Origin of the sequence: Limnobacter sp. (assembly GCF_046297615.1) — a bacterium.
Taxonomy (GTDB): Bacteria; Pseudomonadota; Gammaproteobacteria; order Burkholderiales; family Burkholderiaceae_B; genus Limnobacter.
The window spans coordinates 276,366-301,309 of the sequence record NZ_JBKBHM010000003.1; the positions used below are offsets into that span (position 1 = coordinate 276,366).

Genomic DNA, 24,944 nt, shown 5'->3' on the forward strand with positions numbered 1-24,944 from the left:
GCAACAGAGAAGGAAGACCCTTCTTCAGCCTTTTGATTGTGCGCAGACTGTCGTCAAGCCTCAATATGCGCTGCACAGCATATGGGCACTGCACAAAATTCACATCACCCACGCTTATTTCATTGTTTTCATAAGGTTACAAAACAAACCAGCAAACAACTGCACCAAACACGCCCCTCATGCAAGGGAAAACCCCGATCCGATTTCAACCGAACAGCCGCCCGCTGACGTATGCTCACAGGCGTTTGTATCCAAGCCAATTCCCATGTCTCGCCCCCACACCACCTTGCTCACGCCCGTCAAAGCCTTGCCTCTGCCGGTGGGCCTTTGTTTGCTGTGCACACTGGGTGGGCTGGACTTGCAACATCTGCTGCTGGCCTGCGGTGCTGTCGGGTTGGTGCAGTTGTGGACAGGTAACCGGGTGGCACTTCAACCCCTGGGCCTGGTGGGCTTGGCTTTGGCCCTGTCGGCCTCGGCCCATGGGGCAGAACTCTCCGCCCCAACCCTTGCACTGGCGGCGCTGCTGACTGGCGCACTGTGGCTGTTGCTGAAGGCCGTGACCCGGGCCAGGTCCACACCCGGCCTGCTGAGCAGTGATGTGCTTCAAGCCCTGCAACTGGGCCTTGGGCTGCTGATGTTCTGGACTGGCGTTCAATGGATGGTCGACAGCCCCCTGTGGTCCACCCTGCTGTTTTTGACGGGCACTTGGGCAGCCACCCGATCGCCCGGCTTGCTGTGGCCAGCCCTGTTGGGGCTGGGGCTCCTGATGGGGCTGTGGGACACCCCCCAAGCCCTGGACTCGCTCATCCGCCTGCCCGGCCTGAACTGGGCACCCCCGGTGCTGGCTCTTCCTGCCATCAACCCCGATGACGTGGGCCTGGCCTTGAGCCTGGTGGCCCTGCCAGCCCTGCTGATGGGTTTGGGGCAAACAGCCGTTCAGCGCCCACTGAGCCCAGCCCTGTGGGTTTCGAATGTGACTGCCGGGCTGCTGGGCAGCCTGCCCACCGAGGCCAGCACTGCCCCGCCACGGCAAGAAGTCAGCACGTTGATGCGTTCGCTGATGCTGATTGCTGTGGGCCTGGTGGGCAGTGATTGGCTGGTGGGCGTGGCCATCACCCTGCCCGAGGCTGCCTTGGGCGTCATGCTGTGCTTCGGCGCCCTGCCCTTGATCAAAACCCACACCAACACCGTGCTGGGCAGCCACCGCCGCTGGACGCTGGTGTTTCTGGCCCTCTGTGCAGCCCTTCACATCGGCTTGGCCAGTGTGGTGGCGCTCTGGCTGTCGCATCCGCGCAGGCGCGGGCAGGCATCCTGAAAAAAGCGGTCAAAAACGCCCGCATACAGTTCGACCAACGGGTTAACCAGTGCCGGATACTGACCGGAAGTGTTAACCCGTGGAAAATGTCATGTTCACATTCGATTCCCTCTTGAACCGGGTCTCCCTGTCCAGAAAGTTTCTGGCCATCGGCCTGGCAACCACTGCACTGCTGTGCGGCTTGGGCTGGCAAAGCCTGTCGACCCTGCGCACCGTGCGCGCATCCACCCTGAACGAAATTGAAGGGGTGCGGGCGATTGAACAACTGACTGCCATCCTGGGCCAAGTTCAGCGCCATCGCGGCTTGAGCAACCGCTTGAAAGCGGGCGACTCCGCCGTCAAAGCCGAGCTCGACGCGACTGCAGCGCAAGTCAGCACCGGTTGGGCGAAATTCAACCAGACCCTGCCCGCTGCGTGGGCCGATGCGCGGGTGTTGAGTACCCAGCTGGAACAGGAATGGCACAGCCTGCAAGCCAGCCAAGGCAAACTCAATGCGCCTGACAACTTCGCCCAACACACGGCTTTGATCAACAACCTGATTCGCGCGGTGCGCCAAGTGTCTGACGACAGCGAACTGACTCTTGACCCGATTCTGCCCACCTACTACTTGATGAGTGTTGGGGACTTTGACCTGCCGCTGCTCAGTGAATCCATAGGGCAAATCCGTGGCCAGGTGTCTGCTGCACTCGCAGCGGGGCCATTGCCCACGGACGTGTTGATGCAAGCCCGGACGAAGACCGGCGAGATCGAACAGACCATGAACAGCATCAACCTGAGCTACGAGAAAGTCAGCAAAGCGGGGATCCCCCTGAACGCAGAAATTGCCCGGCACCGCGACCAATTGCAAGCATCGATCAACACCCTGCTGGTGACTCTGGGCACACTGACCAATGGCGGCACCATGGAGGCGGGCGCCTTCTTCCGACAGGCCACAGTTCCAATCACCGAAACCCATGAGCTGGCCCGCCTGAACGCCGAAACGCTGTTGACCCAACTGGAAAGCCGCAAAAGCGACTATGACGCACAGATCGCCTCCGCCCTCGCGTCTGCTGGCGTCATGATGCTGATGCTGATCATCATGGGCAGCCTGATTGCCCGAAACATGCGCAACCGGGTGGCCCGCATTGTCGAGGCCACACGCCAACTGGCCAAAGGTGACCTGCGGGTGCATGATGTGGCCCCGGGCCAGGATGAAATTGGCCAGATCAGCGCGGCATTGAATGAATTGGCCACAGCCCAAAAACAGTTTGCCGGCGGTTTGCAAACCAGTGCGGGCACACTTCGGCAGGCCTCGGAACAATTGAGCCTAGCCTCCAGTGAGGTGCGCAGCAGCGCAACCAATCAAGCCCACTCATCCAGTTCCGTCGCCGCCTCGGTGGAAGAAATGACGGTGTCCATCAGCCAGATTTCCGACAATGTGCGTGAAACCAAATCCATCTCCGAGCAAGTGGGCACCTCGGCACGTACCAGTCGCAAGGGCGTGCGCACGGTGGCCAGCAGCATGCGGGATGTGAATGAATCCACCCTGCCCCTGTCCACCATGATCAGCGAACTGGCCAGCAGTGCCAACGCCATCAGTGAAATTGTTACCACCATTGACGCCATCGCCAGCCAAACCGACCTGCTGGCCCTGAATGCGGCCATTGAAGCGGCCCGCGCCGGCGAAGAAGGCCGTGGCTTCTCGGTGGTGGCCGATGAAGTGCGCAAACTGGCCGAGCGCACCGCCGGTTCTACAGCAGAAATCAGCACACTGATTTCCAGCGTGCAGGAGCGCGCCAACGCTGCGGTGGACATGGTGTCAGGCTGGAGCATGGCCTTGGGCATCGGCTTGAGCAGCGCCCAACAGGCGGAAGAACTGATGGATGGTATCGACCAGCAATCCACCCACACCATGCATGCGGTGGACGAGATCAACCGGTCCATCATGGAACAATCCTCAGCGTCTGGCCTGATTGCCCAGCAGGTGGAACTGATTGCCCGAATGACCGAAGAAAACCAGAGCGCCTGCGAACGGCTGGACGCCCTAGTCCATGGCATTGATGAACTGGCCCGGCAGATGCAAGGCCAGGCACAGCGTTATGTGATGTGAATCACCGCGCTGGCGCCTTCAAGGCCATCAGGGTGCAATCACCCTTTTGGACACGGGCAGCCACCAGGTGAAACCAAACAGCAGGGTCATCACGACCATGCGGCCAGTGCCGACACCGGTGCTGGCCACTTTGGCTTTGGACAGGGGAATCTCCAGCGCATGCAACACCAGCAGCACAAGGCCCAGCGTCGTCAGCTTGGGCATACCCAGTGCGTCACCAAACGGCACCGCCAACCAAATCAGCACCAAACCAGCTTGCAACACGCGCCACAACAAAGGGTTATTCATTCAGGTGTCTCCATTCTTCGGGTTTTGAGGTGAGATGTTTATACCATGACCACTTAACCGGCTTGTACGCCCGGCCCTCAGAGCCTGCTCAATCCGCGGGAAAACCCACCCACACCCCGAATTGACACACCCAGCCGGTTAAGATGTGGCTTTGACAACCACCACTTGGGCAGCCCTGCACCATGAGCGACACTTTGACTCTGCCTTCCGGCGTAAAAATCACCTTCACCCAACGCGGCACCGGCACTGAAAAACCTGTGCCCAGTTCGATTGTGACTGTTCACTATGAAGGCACGTTTCTGGATGGCACCGTGTTCGACAGCTCCTTTCAACGCGGCGAAACCATTTCCTTTCCGCTGAACCGGGTCATCTCGGCCTGGACGCAAGCCCTGTGCGAAATGGTGGTCGGTGACCGTGCGACCATCTTCTGCCCAGCCGACACCGCCTATGGCGCGCGTGGTGCAGGCCCGATCCCGCCCAACACCGATTTGGTCTTTGACGTGGAACTGTTCTCCTTCCGCTGAATCCAACGGCTCCCGGGGCATCAGGCCCCGACCATTGTTCAACTGCCCCGGAGCTACAGCCCTTCATGTCCCTGCTCACCAGCCTGCTAGTCCTGATTGTGGTTGCCCGGCTCTTTGGCCGGCTGTTCGCCCGGTACAACCAACCGGAACTGATCGGTGAAATTCTGGCCGGTATCCTGCTGGGCCCAGCCATTCTTGGGTTGATCGAACCCAACAAATCGCTGGCCGCCGTCACCGAGCTGGCAGTTTTTTTGATCATTCTGAGCGCCGGCCTCGAAATGCGGTTCTCCGACATTTACGACGCCATGAAAGGCCGTGGGCTGGCCTTGGCCGCCATCAGCTTTTTCGTGCCTTTCGGCGGCGGTGTGTTGGTGGCGTGGGCCTATGACCTGGATATCATGCGCACCATCTTTCTGGGCCTGTGTATCTCCATCACCGCATTGCCCGTTGCGGTCAAACTGCTGGACAGCCTGGGCATACTCCACACACCGATTGCCAGCTTTTCCCTGGCCACCGCAGTGGTCAATGATGTGGCCGCGCTGTTCATTCTAGGCATCGTACTCAACCTGCCCACCCAAATGAACCTGAGCGACGCCCTGAGCACCGTCGGGGTGGCCTCGGTGAAACTGTTGGTATTTGCCCTGCTGGTGCTGTCTCTGAATTGGTTGCTCAAGTGGCTGGACCAGAAACAGGTGAACATTCGGGCCCTGCCCGAGCGGATGATCCAGCTCTTCGGCCCCGAGGCGCTTTTCGGGATTGTGGTGGTCTTTGTGCTGGTGTTTGGCACCGTCAGCGAGGCTTTGGGCTTCCACTTTGTCATCGGTGCTTTTTTTGGAGCCCTGTTTCTGGACCGCAGCCACTTTCAGGCCTCCCGCTACACCGACCTGCAAAACACCTTGAACTCGGTCACCAACGGCTTTCTGGCCCCGGTATTTTTTGCATTTCTGGGCCTGGAATTCAAACCGATTGCGCTCGATGAACTCGACTTCCCCACCGTGGTGATTCTGGTGTCGATTTTCACCAAACTGCTGGCTGGCTGGTGGGGGGGGCACGTGGTGGGCATGGGCCGCCGCGAAGCCATCGGGCTGGGCTGCGTGCTTAATGGGCGCGGCGTGATGGAACTGGTGGTCGCGGGCATTGCCTACCAAAAGGGCTTCATCGGGCCCACCATGTTCTCAACCCTTGTGCTGATGGGTATTCTCACCACCTTCCTCACACCCATCCTGTTCAAACAAACCTTCCGTGGCCAGGCGCTGGCCGACTACAGCGCGCGCCACCTGCGGTAAATCCATGCGTTTGCCCCGCCCCACTCAACGACGCACAGGCTTTCTTCACCTGCCCGAGTCGCTTGCGTGGGGGTTTGTGGTGTGGGCACTCACCCTGGTGTTCATTCAACTGATTCTGCCCCGTGTGGACTTTCGCGATTTCACCGGGCTGGTGGTGCTGGCCAGTTGCATAGCCAGCCTGCGGCTGTCCGTGGCATCCACCTTGGTCATCACCTCGGGCGGCATTGTCCTGTTCAACTATCTGTTTATTCCACCCCGGTTTGACTTGGACATTTACCACAAACAAGACATGGTGATGTTGGGCACCGTGTTTGCCACCAGCCTCTTGACCAGCGTGCTGACCTCGCGCCTGCGGGTGGCCATGAATGAAGAACGGGAATCGGCCCAGCGCAGTGAAGCCCAGATTTATCTGACCGCCCAACTGGCCAACACCAGCGACCCGGCCAAGAAGTCACAGCTCCTGCTGGACAGGCTGCGCGACGAGGGGCTGAATGCATCAGCCATGGTAACCCCGCACTGGCCTGTGAAAGACATCCGCAAACCTGGCCTGATTTGGGTGGGCAAAGCCTCGCCCCCCGAGCGCCGGGCCATGCTGGCCAGTGTGAACGAACTGACAGAGCGGGGCTCACTGTCTGGCCGCGACAATCAGCTGGAGCAACACGTGCTACCCCTGACCTCGGGCGGGCGCAGTTGGGGCAGCGTGCTGATCCGTACAGCCAGAGACGACGCCAATGCCAATCCGCCAATGCCCCTGAAGCTCATTCGAACCCTGTGCGCGACCTTGGCTGGCGATCTGGAAAGAACTTATTTCCAGCAGCAGGTGAACGACCTGGACAGGGCCAGGCACAACCAAGCCCTGCGCAGCACGCTATTGACCTCAGTCGCACACGACTTTCGGACCCCGATTGCAGCCATGCTGACCACCGTGGACAACCTGCGCAGCGCCGATTCGCCCAGCACCGCGCAGATCCAGACCAGTTGCCAACAACTGGGCGATGAACTGCGCCGACTGCAGGTGATTACCACCAACACCTTGCAACTGGCTCGGCTTGAACACCTGGACCACCGCCTGCCCACCGAATGGGAGAACCTGCAGGAAATTGCCATGCAGGCACGAGATACACTGGCCAGCCATCACCCCCACGCACGTCTTCAGTTGGACCTTGGGCCTGAACCTGCGCTGGTGCAATGCAACGCCACACTGGTACAACAGGCCCTGTTCAACCTGCTGGACAACGCGGCGCGTCATTGCCCTGCGGGCACCCCCATCACGCTCACCATAGCGTCCGGCGCGTCCGAATTCCAGCTTGAAGTGGCGGACTTGGGGCCCGGCATGGCCGCAGCCGACAGGGCCATGGCGTTCGAGCCTTTCAAGCGTGGGCCAGAACAGGACAGCCGACCGGGTTTCGGCCTGGGACTGGCCCTGTGCAAAGCGGTTTCACTGGCCCATGCAGGCAGCCAACTTGAGTTGAAAGCCAACCATCCACAGGGACTGCGCGCCGTCTGGGCGTGGCCCAGAACCCCCATGCCGCCTGCGCCCGACCTCCATGAGTGAACCGGCCTGCCACATTCTGCTGGTTGAAGACGACCCGCACCTGCAGCGGGCGTTGGACACAGCCCTGCGCGGCGTCCAGTACCTGACCACCGTGTGCGACAACGTGGTCTCAGCCCTGCAACGGCTGGGGCGCCCCGACGACACCCCCATTGACCTGGTGCTTCTTGACCTCGGGCTTCAGGATGGCGATGGCAGCGCGGTGCTGGACTGGCTGCAACAGAACAACCCCGCCATGCCCGTCATGGTGCTGTCCGCCCAATTCGACGAAGCCCGAAAAATACGTCTGCTGGACCAAGGCGCCCGCGACTACCTTGTCAAACCCTTTGGTACGGCAGAGCTGCTGGCGCGGATCCGCATACAACTGCGGCTCAAACCGGTGCAAGTGGAACACCCACTACAGCCCAGTGGCCGGTACAGCGTGGCTGGTCTTGATCTGGATGAATCGCGTCACCAAGTCAGCCGTGACGGACACACCGTGCACCTCACCCCCAAAGAGTTCAAGCTTCTGGCCTTGCTGGCGAGCAAACCGGGGCAAGTGTGGACCCACAGCCAACTGCTCAGCGCCGTGTGGGGTCCAGACCACATCAATGACGTGCATTATCTGCGGCTGTACATGGCTCAATTGCGGGGCAAACTTGAGGACAACCCCACCGAACCACGCTGGATACACACAGAACTGGGTGTGGGCTATCGAATAGCCGCTGACTGACCCATCCGGCCTGACCAAGGCCTTTTTTCAATCCTTATGCGATCCTTATGCGCTGCAATGCACCATTGCGGCGACTCCACTTCCGGCCCCCTGCCGCCATGACTGAGCATTCTCACGGACACATTCAAAAACAGGGCCTGGCCGCCCTGACTCTGGCCGCCGTTGGCGTGGTGTACGGCGACATCGGCACCAGCCCCCTGTACACGGTCAAGGAAATATTTGCTGAACACACGGGCCTTGCCCTGAACGACGGCAATATTCTGGGCGCCGTGTCCACCATTTTCTGGGCGCTGATGCTGGTCGTCACCCTGAAATACGTGATTCTGATTCTCCGTGCCGACAATGACGGCGAAGGCGGCGGCCTCGCCCTGACTGCACTGGCCTCCAACGCAGTCAGCCACCGCCCCGGCCTGAAACGGCTGCTGCTGGCCTTGGGCATTCTGGGGGCCACCATGTTCTATGGCGACAGTGTCATCACCCCTGCCATTTCTGTGATCGGCGCCATGGAAGGCCTGACGGTCATCAACGAAGACTTGGCCCCCGCCGTGGTCCCGCTGTCGCTGGTCATCATCATGGGGTTGTTCACCGTGCAGCAATGGGGCACGCAGGTGATCGGCAAGTTCTTCGGGCCCATCATTGTGGTGTGGTTCACGGTGCTGGGCATCTGTGGCGTCATCCAGATTGCTCAAACCCCGGCGGTACTGGCCGCGCTGAACCCCATCCACGCCGCCCAGTTTTTGTTTGAACGCGGCCCAAGCACTTTCGCCGCTGTGGGGGCCGTGGTACTCGCGCTGACCGGTGCTGAAGCCCTGTACGCCGACATGGGGCACTTTGGGAAAAAGCCCATACGCCTGGCCTGGATCGGCCTGGTACTGCCCGGTCTGGCCTTGAACTATTTTGGTCAAGGTGCCTTGCTGATGCGCGACCCTTCCGCCATCGAAAACCCGTTCTACCGACTGGTGCCTGAAAGCCTGATTATTCCGATGATCATCCTGGCCTCCATGGCCGCCATCATTGCCTCGCAGGCGGTTATCTCTGGTGCCTATTCACTCAGCCGTCAGGCCATCTTGCTGGGCTACTTGCCCCGCATGAACATTCGATACACCTCGGCGCAGGAGCGCGGGCAAATTTATATTCCAGCCGTGAACTGGATGCTGATGGTGGGTGTACTGCTGGCAGTGGTCGGCTTCAAAAGCTCATCCGCACTGGCCTCGGCCTATGGCATCGCTGTCACCTTGACCATGCTGATCACCACCATTCTCACCTTCTTTGTGGTGCGCAATGCGTGGAAAATGTCACCGCTGATTGCGTACGCCGCCACCACATTCTTCATCACCGTGGACATCTTTCTGGTGGCCAGTTGTGTCATCAAGTTCTTCGACGGCGGCTGGTTCCCAATCGTGATGGGGCTGGGCCTGTTCATGGTCATGTCCACCTGGAAAAGCGGCCGCACGCTGCTGCTGAAAAAAATCGAGGAAGACGGCATTGTGCTGGAGGAATTCATCGGGCACCTGCACGCCAGTGATGTGCACATTGCCCAGCGCACAGCGGTTTACCCCGTGGCCAACCCGGTGACGCTGCCACAGGCGTTTCTACACAACATGAAACACAACCAGGTGATTCATGAGAAAAACGTGCTGCTGACCGTCACTTTTGCCGACACCCCTTGGGTGCCCGAGAAGCAGCGGGTCACCGTGCACAAAGTGTCTGACCTGTTCTGGCGAGTACAACTGCATTTCGGCTTCATGGAAACACCGAACGTGCCTGATGCCCTGCCCTTGTGCGCAGACCATGGCCTGGTCATCGAACCGTTCGAAACTTCCTACTTCCTGAGCCGGGAAAGTGTGGTGGCCTCGCCGGGCGGCGGTATGGCCCTGTGGCGCGAAAAACTGTTTGCCGCGATGAGCCGAAACGCCGGCAATGTGGCCGCGTTTTTCAAACTGCCCGACGGTGCCGTGGTGGAAGTGGGCACACGTATCCAGTTGTAACACTGAACGACAGATTGAACAAAAACCGTAAGTTTTCAGAAGGTTCCATCCGTTACACTAGAAGGAAAACACAATAACCCAACGAGACAAGCCATGAGAATCGCCCTGCTGTCGGACATCCACAGCAACCTGCATGCCCTGCTGGCCTGCATCGCCCACGCCCGGCAAGCCGGTGCCCAACAATTTGTCATTTTGGGTGACTTGGTGGGCTACGGCGGGGACCCCCGCGGCGTGGTGGACGAGATCATGGCCCTGTGGGAGCAAGGCGCCTGGGTGATTCAGGGCAACCACGACCAGATGGCCGTGTGCCCGCCCCCGGCCCTGAACGACATGGGCTCCTCCAGCGCCACGTGGACCCACGACCGTCTGACCCTCGAACAGCGAGAATTCCTGACCACCCGGCCCTTGACCGTACAGCATGGCAAAGCCCTGTTCGTGCACGCCAGTGCCCACCAGCCCGAGCGTTGGCATTACGTGGACAATGAACGCAACGCCGAATTGTGCCTGAATGCCGCGCAAACCCAATTCAATGCCAGCCATGTGTTTGTCGGCCATGTACACCACCAAGCCCTGTTTTACCCGGGCGCCCGCCAAAGCCTGATGCGTTTCAACCCGGTGGCCAATGTGGACATTCCGGTGCCCACCCGTCGGCCCATGGTGGTCACCGTGGGTTCGACCGGCCAGCCGCGCGATGGGGATGCTCGTTCCATGTACGCGCTGTACGACGACGCGCTGCAAACCCTGCGTTTCCAACGCGTGGCCTACGACCATCAATCGGCCGCACAAGCCATCCGCAGCGCTGGCCTGCCCGAGCAAATGGCCCACCGGATCGAGATCGGCAGATGACGGCCTGGGAGGCCGGCCAGCGACTGGACGGATTCGTTATTCATGAACGGGTCCACAGTGGCGGCATGGCCACCCTGGTGCGTGTGGAATACGACCTGGCCTTTGGCCACACCAGCACCGACCCCGGCTTTCCCATCGTGATGAAAATTCCCCGCATGCGCGAAGGCGACGGCGGCGAGAACATCATCGGCTTCGAGATTGAACGTCAGATCATGCCCTCGCTGTCGGGCCCCCATGTGCCCCGCTTTGTGGCCTCGGGCGACCTGGACAACCTGCCGTACCTGGTCATGGAATACATTCAGGGCGTGACCCTGGAAACACTGCTGGACGACCCTAGCCTTCGCACACCAGCGAACATTGCACGCATCGGCGCAGCCATGGCCCGCGCTGTGCACAGCCTGCACAAGCAGAATGTGTGTCACCTTGACCTCAAACCCGCCAATGTGCTGTTCCGCACCAAGGCAGACGGCCACGCGGACCTTGACCATGCGGTGTTGCTCGACTTTGGTTTGTCGTTCCATGCCCATTACCCGGACCTGATGGCCGAGGAACTGCGCAAAGCAGTGGGCTCGCCAGCCTGGATTGCCCCCGAGCAGGTGGTCGGCGTGCGGGGCGACCCACGCAGCGACCTGTTCGCCATCGGCGTGATGCTGTACGAGATGGCCACAAGCCGATTGCCCTTTGGTGCCCCAGCCACCACCGGCGGCATGCGCCAGCGCCTGTGGATGAACCCGGTGCCACCGCGCGTGCGCAACCCCGAGGTGCCCGAGTGGTTGCAGGAAATCATTCTGCGTTGCCTGGAGCCGGAGGCTGTTCGACGCTACCCATCCGGCGCGCACTTGGCCTTCGACCTGAACAACCCGCAACAGGTGCGCATCACCGAACGCGGACGCCGGCTGGAGCGTACCCCTTTCTGGACCCACTTCAAACGCTGGGTGCGGGCTGCGGGCATGCACTACCAGCCCAGCCCACTGCCCGAGCGGCAAATCAACGATGTACCCATCGTGATGGTGGCCATTCCCAATCAGGATGTCAGCGACGCCGCACTGTACTCCCTGCGTGAAGCGGTTCAACGCAGCATGGGCCTGCGCCCCGGGGCGCGGCTGGCGGTGGTGACGGTGCTGAAATCAGGCCTGCTCACCATGAACCTGGGCAGCAATGAATCGGAAGCGCAGCGCACCTACCTGAACATGTTGCGTCAGTGGGCCCAACCGCTGGAGCTGGATTCCCACCACATTTCCTTTCATGTGCTGGAGGCCAGCGATGTGGCCGAGGCCATCCTCAGTTACGCCGAAGGCAATCAGGTCAACCTCATCATCATGGGCGCGGCCACCCATGGAATTCAGATGCAACGCCTGATGCGCACCGTGCCCATCAAAGTGGCCATGTACGCACCGTGCTCGGTCATGCTGATCAAGGCCAGCCTGCCCTTTGAACAATTGCAGGAAGTGGAAGAACAGCCTTACGACGGGCTGGACGTATTCAAGACTTGGTGAGCCCGTTGGCCGGGCGAAAGCGCAGACCAACACCGGTTTCGGTGATGAGGTAACGTGGGTTCAATGGATCGTCTTTCAGCTTCGAACGAATCTTGCTGACTGCAATCCGCAGGTAATGGGTGTCTTCAGCATGGCTGGGGCCCCACACTGTTTTTAGCAACTGCGGCTGCGTCAGGGTTTTTCCCGCATGGGTGATGAGCATCTCAAACAAGGCGTATTCCTTGCGCGTGAATTGCACTTCCTCACCATCCAGCCACACCAGCCTTGCCTGCAGGTCCACACGCAGATGCCCGTCGTCATACCCGCCGGGCTGCTGGGCCTGCACACCGGCTTGCCCCACCCGCAATAAAACCCGCAGGCGTGCCAACAATTCCTGCAAACCAAAGGGTTTGGTCAGGTAGTCGTTGGCCCCGGCATCCAGTAACTTGACCTTCTCTTGCTCATCGGCGCGTACGGTCAACACCAGAACCGGCATGGTGCAGAATTCCCGCAAGCCGACCAGCACCTCATGACCATCCATGTCGGGCAAACCCAGATCAAGAATGACCAGGTCGACGCCACCCGCGGCCAATTGGCCCAAACCAGCAGCGCCATTCTCAGCCTCCAACACCCGGTAACCCGCAGCGCGCAGGCTGATGCCCAGAAAACGCCGGATCTGGGGCTCGTCATCAATGATCAACAGGGTGGCAGGGGTCACGCTTCTTGCTCGCTGGGCAGGTTCAAGCATCACCCTGAACGGGCAATCTCAAGCGTACGATGGTACCCACGCCGCCCCGACCGGGCAAGGCCAGTACTTCGCCCATGTGCGAACCCATGATGCCCTGAACAATGGTCAAGCCCAAGCCGGTGCCCTGCGAACCCCGGTCCCCGCGCTGCATCGTGTAGAACATGTCGAAAATCTTCGACCGTTCATCATCAGGAATACCGGGTCCTTGGTCGCTCACATCCAAAGACAGCATGCCCTGTTCATCCAGCCTGGCCTTGATCTGTACAGGCACACCTGCAGGCGAAAATTTCACCGCATTTTCCAGCACATTGAACAAAGCCTGCTCAATCAAGGCGGGGTGAACATGGAGCGCGGGCAAGCCGGGCTGCACATCAAACTCAAAATGTGCCGTGCTGCTGTAACGCCTCAAACGCTGACAGGCACTGCCGATCAGGTCCTCCACCATCACCCATTCCCTTTTCAGGGAAAGGCCTTGGTGACCCAACCGGGTCATGTCCAACAGGTTCTGAATGTAACGGTCCAGACGATGGCCCTCAGTCCGTATGGTGTCCACCAATTCCGAACGGTCATGGGCATCCAGGGCGTCGCCAAAGGTGTGCAGGCTATCGGCGGCGCCGATCATCACCGACAGCGGAGAACGCAGGTCATGAGACACAGACGACAGCAAGGCCGATCGCAAACGTTCGGTCTCGGAACTGACCCGTGCAGATTCCAATTCATTCACCAGGCAAGCCCTCAAGGCCGCTTCCCCGATGTCATTGATCATTGCGTTGAGCAAACGGCGAGTGGATTCGGGCGGGTAGCGCCATTGACTTGGGGCCAGAATACCCACAACCCCGACACCTCGCTGACCATCCAGATGCAGGGGGATAAACCACCATGCGGAGCCCGCAAGGGTATGGGTGAAGCGCCCACAAGGCTCACGGGACTCTTCGCACAAACGTGCGGCGTGTAAATCCTTGTCATTGTTCAAGCGTGCTGGCCGCAGGGTTTCAGCCAGGTTGCCGACACGTATCCAAACCTCACCTTCGATCAGGCGGGACAAGGCTTTGCTGCCCACATGCAACACCTGCATCAAGTCAGTGGCTGTGGCCAACTGCTGGGTCAACTGTTGCTGTACCACGCCATACCGGTTGGCCGCCTGCAGCGCATCGATTTGCAGACGAAGCTGCGACGCCAAACGCCCGGCCAACAAACCCGCCGAGAGAAAAACCAGCACGGTGACCACACCTTGCTCGGCTGAAATTTCAAAGGTGAAACGAGGGTCAATAAAAAAGAAGTTGTAGGCCAGAAAACACAACACTGCCGACGCCACCGCTGCAACCTGACTAGTGCGTGTAGCCACCAACAACACTGCGAGCAGAAAAATGGCAGACAGGTCTTTGAAGCCCAGCCACTGTTCTGCGGCACCAGCCATGGCCACCGCCAAGGCCGTGATAAAGAAGGCAAACACCCAATCGCTGGGGCTGCCCCACCCGCTGGGCAACGCTGACGCGGGGGCTGGCGTTGGGCTGTTGTGCGCGCTGCCGCGGCCCACAATCGTGACTTCATACTGCCCAGCTCGACGGACCAACTGTTGGCTCACCGTCCAGTTCAGCAGGCGTTCCAGACGGCGTTCACGTCCACGGCCAATCAGGATGGCCAGAGCCTGCCTGGCTTGAGCAGCTTGCAGAATGCCGGACACGACATCCGTGTCGATCACCAGCTCAAACTCTCCCCCCAGTTTCCTCACCAAATTGGCAATCGGGTCCAGTTGAGCCCGTTGCCGGTCATTGAACTGCTCGCGACGGCCCATCACGGCCACGGCAGACCATGTGGCCCCTCGCCGCTCGGCAAGTCGGCTGCCCGCGCGAACCAGGTACTCCGCCACAGCCATGTCATGCACGGCGATCAGTACGTGCTTGCGCAGAGGGCCGTTGTCCTGCCCGTTGGCTGCCCGCTTTTCCTGCGCATCACGGTCCACATGGCGGGACACCAACTCCATGGCCAACTCACGAAGCGCTGACAAATTGGTCGGGGTAAAAAACGCATGAAGCGCCTGATCCACCTTGTCTCGCCCGTACACCTTGCCCTGCAGGAGGCGTTCAATCAATTCCGCTGGAGGCAGATCGATCAGTCGAATGTCCTTGAGGTCATCAAAAATGCGGTCCGGAACTGTCTCCCGCACACGCACCCCAGTGAGTTGCAGCACCAAGTCATTCATGCTTTCCACATGCTGCACATTCAGCGTGGTGTGCACATCAATGCCCGCCTTCAAGAGGGCATCCACATCCTGCCAGCGAAACTGGTGCAAGGAACCGGGGGCATTGGAATGGGCCAGTTCATCAACGAGCACTACATCGGGCGCCAGCGCCAAAGTAGCCTGCAAGTCAAACTCTTCGAGGGTGTGGCCTTTGTAGTCCACACAGCGTGGCTCAATGCGCGGTAACCCTGCGCACAAGGCTTGGGTGTCCGGTCGGCCATGGGTTTCAACCACACCAATCATGACGCGTTGCCCACTTCGGCTCAGTTCGTGCGCGCGGCCCAGCATGGCGCACGTCTTGCCAACTCCAGGTGCAGCGCCCAGGTAAACCGTCAAGCGGCCCGCCTGGGTTTTTCTGAGTTCAGTCATCAAGGCTTGGGCACGGTTCATGGCCGAGGGTTCAGTCATCGCACAAGGTCATCCAGTGTACGGTTCAATTCAAGCACATTCACGCGCGGATTGCCCAAGATTCCCCACTGGGGTGGTTCAATGGCTTGATCCACCAATTGCCGCACCACCTGCTGGCTCACCCCTCGGGCCCTGGCCACTGCGGCCACCTGCAGATGCGCAGCAGCCGGGCTGATGTGTGGGTCGTTGCCACTGCCCGATTGGGTCAGCAGGTCCGAAGGAATTTGCACATCCGTGCCCAGCCCCATACGGTTGCGAAGACTGGCCTCGCGTTGGGCCAAGCGACTGGCCAATTCCGGGTTGCTGTGGGCCAGGTTGCTGCCCGCCATGGCCATTGGGTCGAAGGCCGAAGCGGAAGGTCGGCCGATGAAATAGCGGGGGCTTTCCACCGGCTGACCGACCCAGCGCGAGCCAATTACTTTGCCTTGCTCCACAATCACCGAGCCGGACGCTTGAGCTGGCCAAAGCTGCTGCGCAAGCTGGGTTAGCCCCCAGCAGTACAACAGCCCAAAACCACCAAACACCACGATGGAAAAACGCAGACTGCTCACCATCACGCTCATGATCCCTGAGTGTTGCTGAGTCATTTCACACCTCACACCGTCAACAAAGGTTGAATCAACAGGTCGATCAGCTTGATCGCCACGAAGGGCAGCAATACACCGCCAACGCCATACAAGGCCATATTCCGCCGCAACAACTGGTTGGCTGAAGCGGGCCTGAACCGCACACCGCGCAAGGCCAAGGGAATCAGGGCCGGGATGACCAGTGCATTGAACACCAAGGCGCTCAGCACAGCACTTTGGGCGCTGCCCAAGCCCATCACGTTCAGGCTGGCCAGCCCGGGTACCGCAGCAGTAAACAACGCCGGGAGAATGGCGAAATACTTGGAGACATCATTGGCCAGAGAAAAAGTGGTTAAAGCCCCGCGAGTGATCAGTTGCTGCTTGCCGATTTCAACCACCTCCAGCAACTTGGTCGGGTTGGAATCCAAGTCCACCATATTGCCCGCCTCTTTGGCGGCTTGGGTGCCTGAGTTCATGGCCAATCCGACATCCGCCTGCGCCAGCGCAGGGGCATCATTGGTGCCATCACCCACCATCGCCACAAGGTGTCCCTTGTCCTGCGCTGCGCGAATGCGCTCCAATTTGTCTTCTGGCCTGGCTTGGGCGATGTAATCATCGACCCCCGCCTTGGCGGCAATGGCCGCCGCCGTCAGCGGGTTATCGCCCGTAACCATCACTGTTTCAATGCCCATCGCCCGCAGGCGTGCAAACCGTTCACGGATGCCGGGCTTGATCACATCCGACAGTTCAATCACACCCAAAACCCGGTCCCCCTTGGCCACCACCAAGGGCGTACTGCCCCGGTTCGCGATGTCGTTGACGGTTGAATCAATCGCGTTGGGTACGAAACCGCCTTGGGACACACACCACAACTTGATGGCATCGGCGGCCCCTTTGCGGATACAAACACCGCCGGGCAGGTCAACGCCAGACATTCGGGACGCCGCACTGAAGGGGACAAACTCACCGCTGCCAAAATCGGCTGCAGACAGAGAACCCACACCACCAGCCAGCTTGACGATTGATTTGCCCTCCGGAGTCGGGTCTTGTACCGAAGCGGCCAAAGCGCTCAGCCTCAAGTCTTCGGGATCAACACCGGGCATGGGCACCATTTGAGTGGCCATCCTGTCCCCGAAGGTGATGGTGCCGGTTTTATCCAATAGCAACACATCCACATCCCCAGCCACTTCAACAGCTTTGCCGCTTTTGGCGATGACATTGTGCTGCAACGCCCTGTTCATACCCGCAATTCCAATGGCGGGCAACAAGCCGCCGATGGTGGTGGGGATCAAGCAGACCAACAAGGCAATCAACACCACCGGGTCCATCACAATGCCCAAGGGCTTGGCCAAGACCGGCAAGGTAATCACAATGACCAAAAAGGTCACGGTCATCACATTCAACAACAAACCCAAAGCCAGTTCATTCGGTGTCTTTTGACGACTGGCTCCCTCCACCATGGCAATCATCCGGTCCAAAAAGCTGTGGCCGGGCTCACTGCTGACTTCCACCACAATCTCATCGGACAAGACCTGGGTGCCGCCGATCACACCTGAATGGTCTGTGCCTGCTTCTCGCAACACTGGTGCGGATTCACCCGTGACTGCTGCCTCACTGATGGCTGCAAAACCCTGAACAATTTCTCCGTCAGCGGGAATCAGTTCACCGGCTTTCACCAGTACCCGATCACCGCGCTTCAGCATCGCTGCCGGCATGGCTTTCTGCACTTGCCCATCGGGCCCGATGACTGTCGCCACCAAGTCTTTTCGCGCTGCGCGCAATGCCGACGCTTGCCCGCGCCCACGGGCCTCGGCCAAAGCCTCCGCGAAATTGGCAAACAGCACTGTGGTCAGAAGAATTGCAGTGACAGCGACACCAAAACCCATCGGGCTCAAACCCACCAAGGTGAAGGTGGCGCTGAGTACAGTCCCCAGCCACACCACCGCCATGACTGGGTTGCGCATGGCCTGTGTCGGCTTGAGTTTGATCAGGGAATCCAGAAATGTGGGCCACAGTGCAGCCGCAGCAGCCTGGGTTTGCTTGGGTTCAATCTGCATCAGATCACCTCATTGAATCAGGGAAAAATGCTCGGCCACAGGCCCCAACACCAACACCGGCATGAACTGCAACAGAGTCAGAATCAGGATGACCGCCATCAGCGTCAGGGCCATGGTCACGCTTTCGACACGCAAGGCACCCTCACCTTCGGGGGCAGCACGCTTGGCAGAAAGGCTTGCCGCAATCCACAGCGGGATCATCAAGGCCGGGTAGCGGCCCAGTATCAGAACGGCGGCTGTAGACAGGTTCCACCACACGGTGGCATCTCCCAATCCTTCGAAGCCCGAACCATTGTTGGCAAAGGCCGAGGTGTATTCATAGAACACCTGCGACAAGCCATGAAATGAGGGGTTGGAATTACCGGTCCACTCAGGATTGCCCATCGCTGCCGCGGTAAAACCCAGAATGACGATGGGTTGCAACAACACCAGCACCGCCAGCCAACGAACCTCAGACACCTCAATTTTCCGGCCAAACAATTCGGGTGTTCGACCAGTCATCAACCCCGACAGAAACACCGCCAGCAGCAGGTACACCAAAAACTGGGACAAGCCGCAACCCACCCCACCCCAAACACTGTTGATGAGCATGTTGACCATGGCCACCAGTCCGGTGAGTGGTTCAAGCGAATCATGCATGCCGTTCACGGAGCCGTTGGATGTTTGTGTGGTGAGGCTGGACCACAGCGCCGACGACTGCACCGTGAACCGCTGTTCTTTGCCCTCCATCACACTGCCTGCCGGCACAGCGGGGCCGAATTGTTCAGCCATCAGCGAGCATGCGGTGGACACGACCGACATCGTCAACATCACCCCCAACACCAGTGCCGTGAATTTGCGCCGACCGGTGAATGGACCGATCATGAACACGATCGCCATGGGAATCAGGATCAAGGCAATCGTCTCCACCAGATTGCTCAAAGGCGTTGGGCTCTCCAGAGCCACTGCACTATTGGGCCCATACCAACCCCCACCATTGGTGCCCAATTGCTTGATGGCCACCATGGGGGCCACAGGCCCAAGAGGAATTTTTTGTTCGGCGGGGGTAGCCGACTCGTCCAGCACTTGGGCGACCGGACCACCCTCAAGAGTTGCGGGAACCCCCTGACTCACCAACACAACGCTGACCACCACAAGCAAAGGCAGCATCACGCGCACAGCCGGTCGAATCAGGTCAGCCCAGAAATTACCGGCCGAGCCCTGTGCACACAGCAACCGAAGGGTTGCAGCCACCAAGGCCAGGCCCATCAAGGGGGTGATGAACTGAAGCCCGACCACGCCGGCCATCTGGGCAAGGTAAGACAACTGGGCCTGCCCCGAGTAGTGCTGCTGGTTCGTGTTGGTCAGAAATGAAATGGCTGTGTGTAAGGCCAGATCCCAACTCATGTTGGGCACCGCATTCGGGTTCAGAGGCAGCTCGGCCTGAAACCGGAACACCAGAAAAGCACCCAAACCCAGCACTCCGTTGCTGATCGCGAAGGCAACAAGGTACTGGACCGCATTCATGGGCTTGCTGGCATCAGCCCCCACCAACGCATACAAGGGGCGTTCCACCCAGGCAAACAGCCGGTCACACCGACTGGGCCGACCCGACATCACAGCAGCCAGATAATGGCCCAGGGGCCAGGCCAGAAACAGTGCACTGGCATACACCAGCAGGGTTTCAAACATGAGGACTCCAGACGGGAAAAGACATGCCTGAATTGTCTGGACTATGGGCGTAAAGTTTCCAGATGAAACTCGACGGGACAGCGTAAAGATTTCGTAAAATCAGCGCTTTGTACGCAAAGATATGTCGGCTGCACGACATACTTTAGGTGTGAGAATTTAGGTCTACCCCAGCATGTTGTATCATCTTAATTCGCGTACGCAGCACGGCCACAATGTGCACAACAGGTGGCCCGCGGAAACAAGGGACATGACACGGCTAGCTCGATTCAACGGGGTTTGGGTCCCTCTCATTACCCCGATCAAGAACAAGAATATCGACCTGAAGAGTCTGACCAGACTGCTTGAGTGGATACTCGACTACCCAGTGCAAGGCGTCATCGTCGGTGGTTGCTGCGCTGAACGGCTGTTGCTCACAGACCATGAAGTTGAACGCTTGGTCAGCACAACCCTCTCAGTCGTTGGACAACGCTGCAAAGTCATCACCTCAATTGGCAGCCAATCCACGGCCAAAGCGATTGAATCCATCCGTTTTCACGCACAGCAGCCCGTCGATGGCTTGATGGTGTCGGTACCCAGTTTTTACACGCAACCGAATGAGAGCGAACTGCTGGGACATTTTGAAGCACTTTGCCAAGCCAGCCCACTGCCGCTGATCATCGACAACGATGCACAGCGCCGCGGATTCGGATTGGACCTTGCCCAATTGAACCTGCTGAGCGAATCAACACGCCAAAGCTCCAATCAATTCCGCACACTGCGGGCAGTGCGTCACACCTTGCGCGACGGCGAGGACTGGGCCACGTTATTGGCCAACTCGCCGCTGGATGTGCTGTGTGGCGATGACTCCCAACTGCCCTCTTTCCTGCAACAGGGTGGTCAAGCCATCGCCAGCGCCGCGGCGCAACTGGCCCCCGGGCTTGTGTGTCGCATGCACAGCCAAGAAGGCAAACTCTCCAATCCAGACAGAATGCTCTTTGATCGATGTTTGCACATGCTCGGGGGAGACTCCGTGATTGGCGCACTCAAGTACCACCTGTCCGAGCTGGGGCTGGTCAGCAACGAACTGCGGATGCCACTGCAGCCTTTGTCCCACAACGAGGCGTGGACCTCAGCGATCGCGCCCCCTGCCGAACCAAAAATTCAAGCTGAAGCACGATGAACCCTTGACTTTCGAATCATCCGGAAGTAACTTGGCGACGTTTTAATTACAGTGACACGCACACCGTGAACAATCAACCCGACCAACCTCGAACGAAACGACACTCGGCCAGATAATCACGACCTTTCATGCGTGTTGACCTGGCCAGTCTGGCCAGGCAGCAGCCCCCTGTTTCCCAACAACAGGCCCAGCGCGCTTCCTGACAACTTTCACAATCAATCAGGAGGATGCGCATCATGTTCGCACCCAAATTCATACCGCTGCGCTTGCTGGTTTTGCTGAGCGCCCTGTGCTGCGTGCTCAATGCGCCCCAGGCCAATGCTGCACGCCCCATGATCACTGACGACGCAAGAGTGGTCGATGCCAAAGCCTGCCAACTTGAAGCGTGGACACGCCTGAACCGAGACACCACCGAGCTTTGGGCGCTGCCCGCCTGCAATGTGGCGGACAACCTCGAGATCACCCTGGGTGGCGCACAAACCCGCGAAGCCGGGCAGTACAGCACCACCGATGTTCAAGGCCAGGTGAAAACCATTCTGCAACCGTTGACGGACGAACAATGGGGCATTGGCTTGGCAGTGGGCACACTGAATCGGCCCACTGACCTGGAACGACAAAGCTACATATACGTGCCAGTCAGCATTTCACTCATTCCTGAACGCAGCTTTCTGCACCTGAACGCTGGAGTTGCGCGTTTACCGCATGACCGGGGTTTGGAGGCCACACTGGGCTTGGGGCTTGAACACCAGACAGGACAACGCACATGGCTGATTGCCGAGACTTTCCGGCAAGAAGCTGGCCGACCGTTCATTCAACTGGGTGTGCGTTACTGGCTGATCCCCAACCGCATGCAACTGGACGCCACCGTGGGCAACCGCAGCCGTTTCAGCGACGACGAGCGGTGGACCTCCATTGGAATTCGCCTGTTGTCTGACCGCATTCTGCCCTGAAGGAGAATCATCATGTTGCATTTGTTTGCAGAGCGCCAAGGCAGAACACTGCACCTGAACACACCTCACGATTTCAACCAGAATACCGACCGGTTGATCTGGGTGGACCTGATTGCACCGACTGATGCGGAAGCACAGTGGGTCGAAGACACCCTGGGCATGGTGGCCAGCATTCCGGGCCACACCGAGGATTTCGAGAGCAGTGCCCGTGTGTATGAGGAAGACCACATCCTTTACCTGCGCGCTGACTTCATGGCAGGGCGGCAGCAAGGCCATGCAGTGATGCCCACACAGCTTGCAATTTGCCGAGGCACCCTGGTCAGTGTTCACGAGGATGACGTACCCGTGATTCGCCTGTTGCGCCTGAAAACCCGGGCACAGGGCCACGTCGACCGCAGCCCAATGGCATTGCTCATCGCCCTGTACGCCACCGATGTGGAGTACTCTGCCGACGTGCTTGAGGACATTCATGGCACCTTGGTCAACATCAGCAGCAGCGTGCTCAATGAGCGGCGCGGCAGCGATTCCGACGCTGAAGAGTTCATTGGTCAGATCGCGCGGCAGGAAGCCCTGAACGGCACCATACGAAGAAACCTGATGGACACCCGACGCGCCCTGTCGTTCCTGATGCGCGAACCATTGCTGGACAAAAGCCAGACCAAAGTCGCCCAGCAGGTGTTGCGGGACATTGAATCGCTCAATGGTCATACCGCCTTTATTTTCGACAAAATCAACTTTCTGATGGACGCCATCATCGGCTTCATCAACATCAACCAGAACAAGGTGGTGAAAATTTTCTCTGTGGCCTCTGTGGCCATGTTGCCTCCCACGCTGATTGCCAGCATCTACGGCATGAACTTCGAATACATGCCTGAGCTTGGGCAACGTTGGGGCTACCCCATGGCCTTGGCGCTGATGGTCACCAGCGTGATCATTCCTTACGCTTACTTTCGCAAAAAGGGCTGGTTGAAGTAACTCAAAAGAAAAACCCCGGTGCTTTTGACACCGGGGTTTTTGCTCAGCAGGCTCTGAACGATCAGGGCTTTGCAGCAGGCGCAGCCGGTTGTGCGGCAGGCGCTTCAGCAGCGGGGGCAGCAACAGGTGCGGCCGGTGCCTCGGCTGGTTTGGCTGGCTCAGCGTGTGAATCACCGCCGTGCTTTTCACCACTCATGTCCAGGTTGTCTCCACCCTTCATGATCACAAACAGAGAAATCGCGGCAAACACGATAAAACCCAACACAATTTTCCACATGGTTTTCTGCTCCTTTCTTTTTGCATTCAAAGAAGCAGCCTTCTTGGCAACACCGGAAAGCCGCTTGTTTGAATGCCGAACCCGGCAGGAACCGGGTTCGACACACTGATCAGTGACGATCAGTCTTCAGCGTAGATGTCCACATCTTTGGTTTCGCGAACAAACAGCAGGCCGATCACGAAGGTGGCCAGAGCGATCACGATGGGGTACCACAAGCCGTAGTACATATTGCCGTTCTGAGCAACCATCGCGAAGGCAATGGTAGGCATCAGGCCACCGAACCAACCGTTACCGATGTGGTAAGGCAAGCTCATGGAGGTGTAGCGAATGCGTGTGGGGAACATTTCCACCAGCATCGCGGCGATTGGGCCGTACACCATGGTCACGTAGATCACCAGAATCGACAGGATGATGATGATCTTCACCTTGTCCACACGGGCCGGGTCAGCCTTGGCAGGGTAGCCTGCGGCAACCAACGCTTCCTTCACTTCCTTCTTGAAGCCGTCGATCGCTGCTTTGGAGGCGTCATCAAACTTGGAGTTCACCACAGTGGCCACGGGGGCTGTGATGGTCTTCTCGCCGATTTGAATGGTTGCCTGACCAAACCCGGGTGTGGTCACGTTTTCATAGGACACGGAGTTCTGTGCCAGGAAACGCTTGGCGATGTCGCACGACTTCTTGAAGTCGATTTCGCGGGCAACTGGGTTGCCCTGGAAAGAACAGTCGCCAGGTGCAGCAGTCACCACAATCTTGTTCTTGGCCTGAGCCTCAGCCAGCGCGGGGTTGGCTGCTTGGGTCAGTGCGTTGAACAGGGGGAAGTAAGTCAGCGCTGCAATCAGCATGCCGCCCAGAATGATGGGCTTGCGGCCAATCTTGTCAGACAGCGAACCGAAGATCACGAAGAAGGGTGTACCGATGATCAAGGACGCAGCCACCAACAGGTTGGCTGTGGCACCGTCAACCTTCAAGACCGAAGTCAGGAAGAACAGCGCATAGAACTGGCCGGAATACCACACCACGGCTTGACCCGCCACCAGACCCACCAGCGCCAGAATCACCAGCTTCAGGTTTTTCCACTGGCCGAAGGCTTCGGTCAATGGGGCCTTGGAGGTCTTGCCCTCTTCCTTCATTTTCTTGAAGGCGGGGGATTCATTCATGGTCAACCGGATCCAGACGGAAATCGCCAGAAGCAGAATCGACAGAATGAATGGAACACGCCAGCCCCAGTCAGCGAAGGCTTCTTCACCGATGATGGTCCGGGTGCCCAGAATCACGATCAACGACAGGAACAGGCCCAATGTGGCAGTGGTTTGAATCCACGCTGTGTAGGCACCACGCTTGCCGTTGGGCGCGTGTTCAGCCACATAAGTGGCCGCACCACCGTACTCACCACCCAGGGCCAAGCCTTGCAACATACGCAACACAATCAGGATGATTGGTGCAGCAACGCCGATGGAGTTGTAGTTGGGGAGAATACCCACGATGAACGTGGAGCCGCCCATCAACAGAATGGTGACCAGGAAGGTGTACTTGCGGCCGATCATGTCGCCCAGGCGACCGAACACCAACGCGCCGAAGGGGCGCACGATAAAGCCCGCAGCAAACGCCAGCAGCGCGAAAATGAACGCGGATGTGGGGTCAAGGCCTGCGAAGAATTGCTTGGCAATGATGGCTGCCAAAGAACCGTATAGATAAAAGTCGTACCACTCAAACACTGTACCGAGCGAGGAAGCGAAAATTACCTTTTTCTCTTCACCCGTCATCGGCCGTGCGGCTGCTGCACTCGCCATTTCACGTCTCCTTTGCTTGTATATGA

At 58.9% G+C, this 24,944-nt stretch carries 20 protein-coding genes; 12 read left to right on the top strand and 8 right to left on the bottom strand.

Translation table 11 applies throughout. The features are described 5' to 3' along the window. The first annotated feature begins 265 nt into the window (after positions 1-265). Together ACK4FF_RS08410 and ACK4FF_RS08415 are read left to right on the top strand one after the other, a co-directional pair. Entirely contained in the window at positions 266-1,315 is a 1,050-nt protein-coding gene (locus ACK4FF_RS08410; protein ID WP_409707343.1) for a hypothetical protein, read from the top strand. Between the two features lie 91 nt (positions 1,316-1,406). Next, on the top strand, positions 1,407-3,404 hold the full coding sequence (locus ACK4FF_RS08415; RefSeq protein ID WP_409707346.1) for a methyl-accepting chemotaxis protein: 1,998 nt from the start codon (positions 1,407-1,409) through the stop codon (positions 3,402-3,404). A gap of 27 nt (positions 3,405-3,431) precedes the next feature. On the opposite strand, the gene ACK4FF_RS08420 is transcribed toward ACK4FF_RS08415, so the two are convergent. Further along, on the bottom strand, positions 3,432-3,692 hold the full coding sequence (locus ACK4FF_RS08420; protein WP_409707349.1) for a hypothetical protein: 261 nt from the start codon (positions 3,690-3,692) through the stop codon (positions 3,432-3,434). Positions 3,693-3,874: 182 nt separating this feature from the next. Here ACK4FF_RS08420 and ACK4FF_RS08425 point away from each other — a divergent pair, with 182 nt between their 5' ends. The 7 genes from ACK4FF_RS08425 to ACK4FF_RS08455 all read left to right on the top strand — a co-directional run bounded on the left by ACK4FF_RS08425 (position 3,875) and on the right by ACK4FF_RS08455 (position 12,096). Further along, positions 3,875-4,216 carry an FKBP-type peptidyl-prolyl cis-trans isomerase gene (locus ACK4FF_RS08425; protein WP_409707352.1) on the top strand — a complete coding sequence of 114 codons (342 nt, stop codon included), beginning with the start codon at positions 3,875-3,877 and terminating at the stop codon, positions 4,214-4,216. Between the two features lie 65 nt (positions 4,217-4,281). Continuing rightward, positions 4,282-5,502: a cation:proton antiporter gene (locus ACK4FF_RS08430; RefSeq protein WP_409707354.1), complete on the top strand. Its 1,221-nt coding sequence runs from the start codon at positions 4,282-4,284 to the stop codon at positions 5,500-5,502. Positions 5,503-5,506: 4 nt separating this feature from the next. After that, entirely contained in the window at positions 5,507-7,057 is a 1,551-nt protein-coding gene (locus ACK4FF_RS08435) for an ATP-binding protein (protein ID WP_409707357.1), read from the top strand. Beyond that, the gene (locus ACK4FF_RS08440; RefSeq protein ID WP_409707360.1) at positions 7,050-7,766 is read left to right on the top strand and encodes a winged helix-turn-helix domain-containing protein; all 717 of its coding nucleotides are present in this window, start codon (positions 7,050-7,052) and stop codon (positions 7,764-7,766) included. Before ACK4FF_RS08435 ends, ACK4FF_RS08440 begins: the two co-directional genes overlap by 8 nt. A 98-nt stretch (positions 7,767-7,864) precedes the next feature. Then, on the top strand, positions 7,865-9,754 hold the full coding sequence (locus tag ACK4FF_RS08445) for a potassium transporter Kup (RefSeq protein ID WP_409707363.1): 1,890 nt from the start codon (positions 7,865-7,867) through the stop codon (positions 9,752-9,754). Positions 9,755-9,847: 93 nt separating this feature from the next. After that, complete coding sequence (locus ACK4FF_RS08450; RefSeq protein WP_409707366.1) at positions 9,848-10,600, top strand: metallophosphoesterase family protein; 753 nt, start codon at positions 9,848-9,850, stop codon at positions 10,598-10,600. Next, positions 10,597-12,096 (top strand): protein kinase domain-containing protein, encoded by a 1,500-nt coding sequence (locus ACK4FF_RS08455; protein WP_409707368.1) that lies wholly within the window; start codon positions 10,597-10,599, stop codon positions 12,094-12,096. Before ACK4FF_RS08450 ends, ACK4FF_RS08455 begins: the two co-directional genes overlap by 4 nt. On the opposite strand, the gene ACK4FF_RS08460 is transcribed toward ACK4FF_RS08455, so the two are convergent. From ACK4FF_RS08460 to kdpA, 5 genes are read right to left on the bottom strand one after another with little or no spacing between them, the layout of a single operon-like run. Then, positions 12,083-12,823 carry a response regulator gene (locus ACK4FF_RS08460; RefSeq protein WP_409707371.1) on the bottom strand — a complete coding sequence of 247 codons (741 nt, stop codon included), beginning with the start codon at positions 12,821-12,823 and terminating at the stop codon, positions 12,083-12,085. The two genes, ACK4FF_RS08455 and ACK4FF_RS08460, sit on opposite strands and share 14 nt — an antisense overlap. Continuing rightward, entirely contained in the window at positions 12,816-15,473 is a 2,658-nt protein-coding gene (locus ACK4FF_RS08465) for an ATP-binding protein (protein ID WP_409707374.1), read from the bottom strand. The genes ACK4FF_RS08460 and ACK4FF_RS08465 overlap by 8 nt, the downstream gene beginning before the upstream one ends. Next, a complete protein-coding gene (gene kdpC, locus ACK4FF_RS08470) occupies positions 15,470-16,060 on the bottom strand; it encodes a potassium-transporting ATPase subunit KdpC (RefSeq protein ID WP_409707377.1) in 591 nt (196 codons plus the stop codon). The genes ACK4FF_RS08465 and kdpC overlap by 4 nt, the downstream gene beginning before the upstream one ends. Before the next feature lie 8 nt (positions 16,061-16,068). After that, positions 16,069-18,096, bottom strand: a complete 2,028-nt coding sequence (gene kdpB / locus ACK4FF_RS08475) for a potassium-transporting ATPase subunit KdpB (protein ID WP_409707381.1) — start codon at positions 18,094-18,096, stop codon at positions 16,069-16,071. 9 nt (positions 18,097-18,105) lie between these two features. Then, positions 18,106-19,767 carry a potassium-transporting ATPase subunit KdpA gene (gene kdpA, locus ACK4FF_RS08480; protein WP_409707383.1) on the bottom strand — a complete coding sequence of 554 codons (1,662 nt, stop codon included), beginning with the start codon at positions 19,765-19,767 and terminating at the stop codon, positions 18,106-18,108. A gap of 247 nt (positions 19,768-20,014) precedes the next feature. On the opposite strand from kdpA, the gene ACK4FF_RS08485 reads away from it, so the two are divergent. The 3 genes from ACK4FF_RS08485 (at position 20,015) to corA (ending at position 22,851) form a co-directional block, all read left to right on the top strand. Then, positions 20,015-20,926 carry a dihydrodipicolinate synthase family protein gene (locus ACK4FF_RS08485; RefSeq protein WP_409707387.1) on the top strand — a complete coding sequence of 304 codons (912 nt, stop codon included), beginning with the start codon at positions 20,015-20,017 and terminating at the stop codon, positions 20,924-20,926. A gap of 236 nt (positions 20,927-21,162) precedes the next feature. Then, positions 21,163-21,876, top strand: a complete 714-nt coding sequence (locus ACK4FF_RS08490) for a hypothetical protein (RefSeq protein ID WP_409707390.1) — start codon at positions 21,163-21,165, stop codon at positions 21,874-21,876. Between the two features lie 12 nt (positions 21,877-21,888). Then, positions 21,889-22,851, top strand: a complete 963-nt coding sequence (gene corA, locus ACK4FF_RS08495) for a magnesium/cobalt transporter CorA (RefSeq protein ID WP_409707393.1) — start codon at positions 21,889-21,891, stop codon at positions 22,849-22,851. Between the two features lie 61 nt (positions 22,852-22,912). Here corA and ACK4FF_RS08500 read toward each other — a convergent pair whose 3' ends face one another. Both ACK4FF_RS08500 and ACK4FF_RS08505 read right to left on the bottom strand, forming a co-directional pair. Further along, entirely contained in the window at positions 22,913-23,128 is a 216-nt protein-coding gene (locus ACK4FF_RS08500) for a hypothetical protein (RefSeq protein WP_409707396.1), read from the bottom strand. 119 nt (positions 23,129-23,247) lie between these two features. Further along, positions 23,248-24,918: an MFS transporter gene (locus tag ACK4FF_RS08505; protein ID WP_409707399.1), complete on the bottom strand. Its 1,671-nt coding sequence runs from the start codon at positions 24,916-24,918 to the stop codon at positions 23,248-23,250. Between the last annotated feature and the right edge of the window lie 26 nt (positions 24,919-24,944).

What these genes read in the sequence shown, in the direction of transcription:
- ACK4FF_RS08445 (WP_409707363.1), top strand. Translation starts at nt 7,865, where the DNA reads ATGACTGAGCATTCTCACGGACACATTCAAAAACAGGGCCTGGCCGCC.
- ACK4FF_RS08490 (WP_409707390.1), top strand. Translation starts at nt 21,163, where the DNA reads ATGTTCGCACCCAAATTCATACCGCTGCGCTTGCTGGTTTTGCTGAGC.
- ACK4FF_RS08455 (WP_409707368.1), top strand. Translation starts at nt 10,597, where the DNA reads ATGACGGCCTGGGAGGCCGGCCAGCGACTGGACGGATTCGTTATTCAT.
- ACK4FF_RS08420 (WP_409707349.1), bottom strand. Translation starts at nt 3,692, where the DNA reads ATGAATAACCCTTTGTTGTGGCGCGTGTTGCAAGCTGGTTTGGTGCTG.
- ACK4FF_RS08460 (WP_409707371.1), bottom strand. Translation starts at nt 12,823, where the DNA reads ATGCTTGAACCTGCCCAGCGAGCAAGAAGCGTGACCCCTGCCACCCTG.
- ACK4FF_RS08430 (WP_409707354.1), top strand. Translation starts at nt 4,282, where the DNA reads ATGTCCCTGCTCACCAGCCTGCTAGTCCTGATTGTGGTTGCCCGGCTC.
- kdpC (WP_409707377.1), bottom strand. Translation starts at nt 16,060, where the DNA reads ATGACTCAGCAACACTCAGGGATCATGAGCGTGATGGTGAGCAGTCTG.
- corA (WP_409707393.1), top strand. Translation starts at nt 21,889, where the DNA reads ATGTTGCATTTGTTTGCAGAGCGCCAAGGCAGAACACTGCACCTGAAC.
- ACK4FF_RS08440 (WP_409707360.1), top strand. Translation starts at nt 7,050, where the DNA reads ATGAGTGAACCGGCCTGCCACATTCTGCTGGTTGAAGACGACCCGCAC.
- ACK4FF_RS08415 (WP_409707346.1), top strand. Translation starts at nt 1,407, where the DNA reads ATGTTCACATTCGATTCCCTCTTGAACCGGGTCTCCCTGTCCAGAAAG.
- ACK4FF_RS08500 (WP_409707396.1), bottom strand. Translation starts at nt 23,128, where the DNA reads ATGTGGAAAATTGTGTTGGGTTTTATCGTGTTTGCCGCGATTTCTCTG.
- ACK4FF_RS08425 (WP_409707352.1), top strand. Translation starts at nt 3,875, where the DNA reads ATGAGCGACACTTTGACTCTGCCTTCCGGCGTAAAAATCACCTTCACC.
- kdpA (WP_409707383.1), bottom strand. Translation starts at nt 19,767, where the DNA reads ATGTTTGAAACCCTGCTGGTGTATGCCAGTGCACTGTTTCTGGCCTGG.
- kdpB (WP_409707381.1), bottom strand. Translation starts at nt 18,096, where the DNA reads ATGCAGATTGAACCCAAGCAAACCCAGGCTGCTGCGGCTGCACTGTGG.
- ACK4FF_RS08465 (WP_409707374.1), bottom strand. Translation starts at nt 15,473, where the DNA reads ATGACTGAACCCTCGGCCATGAACCGTGCCCAAGCCTTGATGACTGAA.
- ACK4FF_RS08450 (WP_409707366.1), top strand. Translation starts at nt 9,848, where the DNA reads ATGAGAATCGCCCTGCTGTCGGACATCCACAGCAACCTGCATGCCCTG.
- ACK4FF_RS08505 (WP_409707399.1), bottom strand. Translation starts at nt 24,918, where the DNA reads ATGGCGAGTGCAGCAGCCGCACGGCCGATGACGGGTGAAGAGAAAAAG.
- ACK4FF_RS08485 (WP_409707387.1), top strand. Translation starts at nt 20,015, where the DNA reads ATGACACGGCTAGCTCGATTCAACGGGGTTTGGGTCCCTCTCATTACC.
- ACK4FF_RS08410 (WP_409707343.1), top strand. Translation starts at nt 266, where the DNA reads ATGTCTCGCCCCCACACCACCTTGCTCACGCCCGTCAAAGCCTTGCCT.
- ACK4FF_RS08435 (WP_409707357.1), top strand. Translation starts at nt 5,507, where the DNA reads ATGCGTTTGCCCCGCCCCACTCAACGACGCACAGGCTTTCTTCACCTG.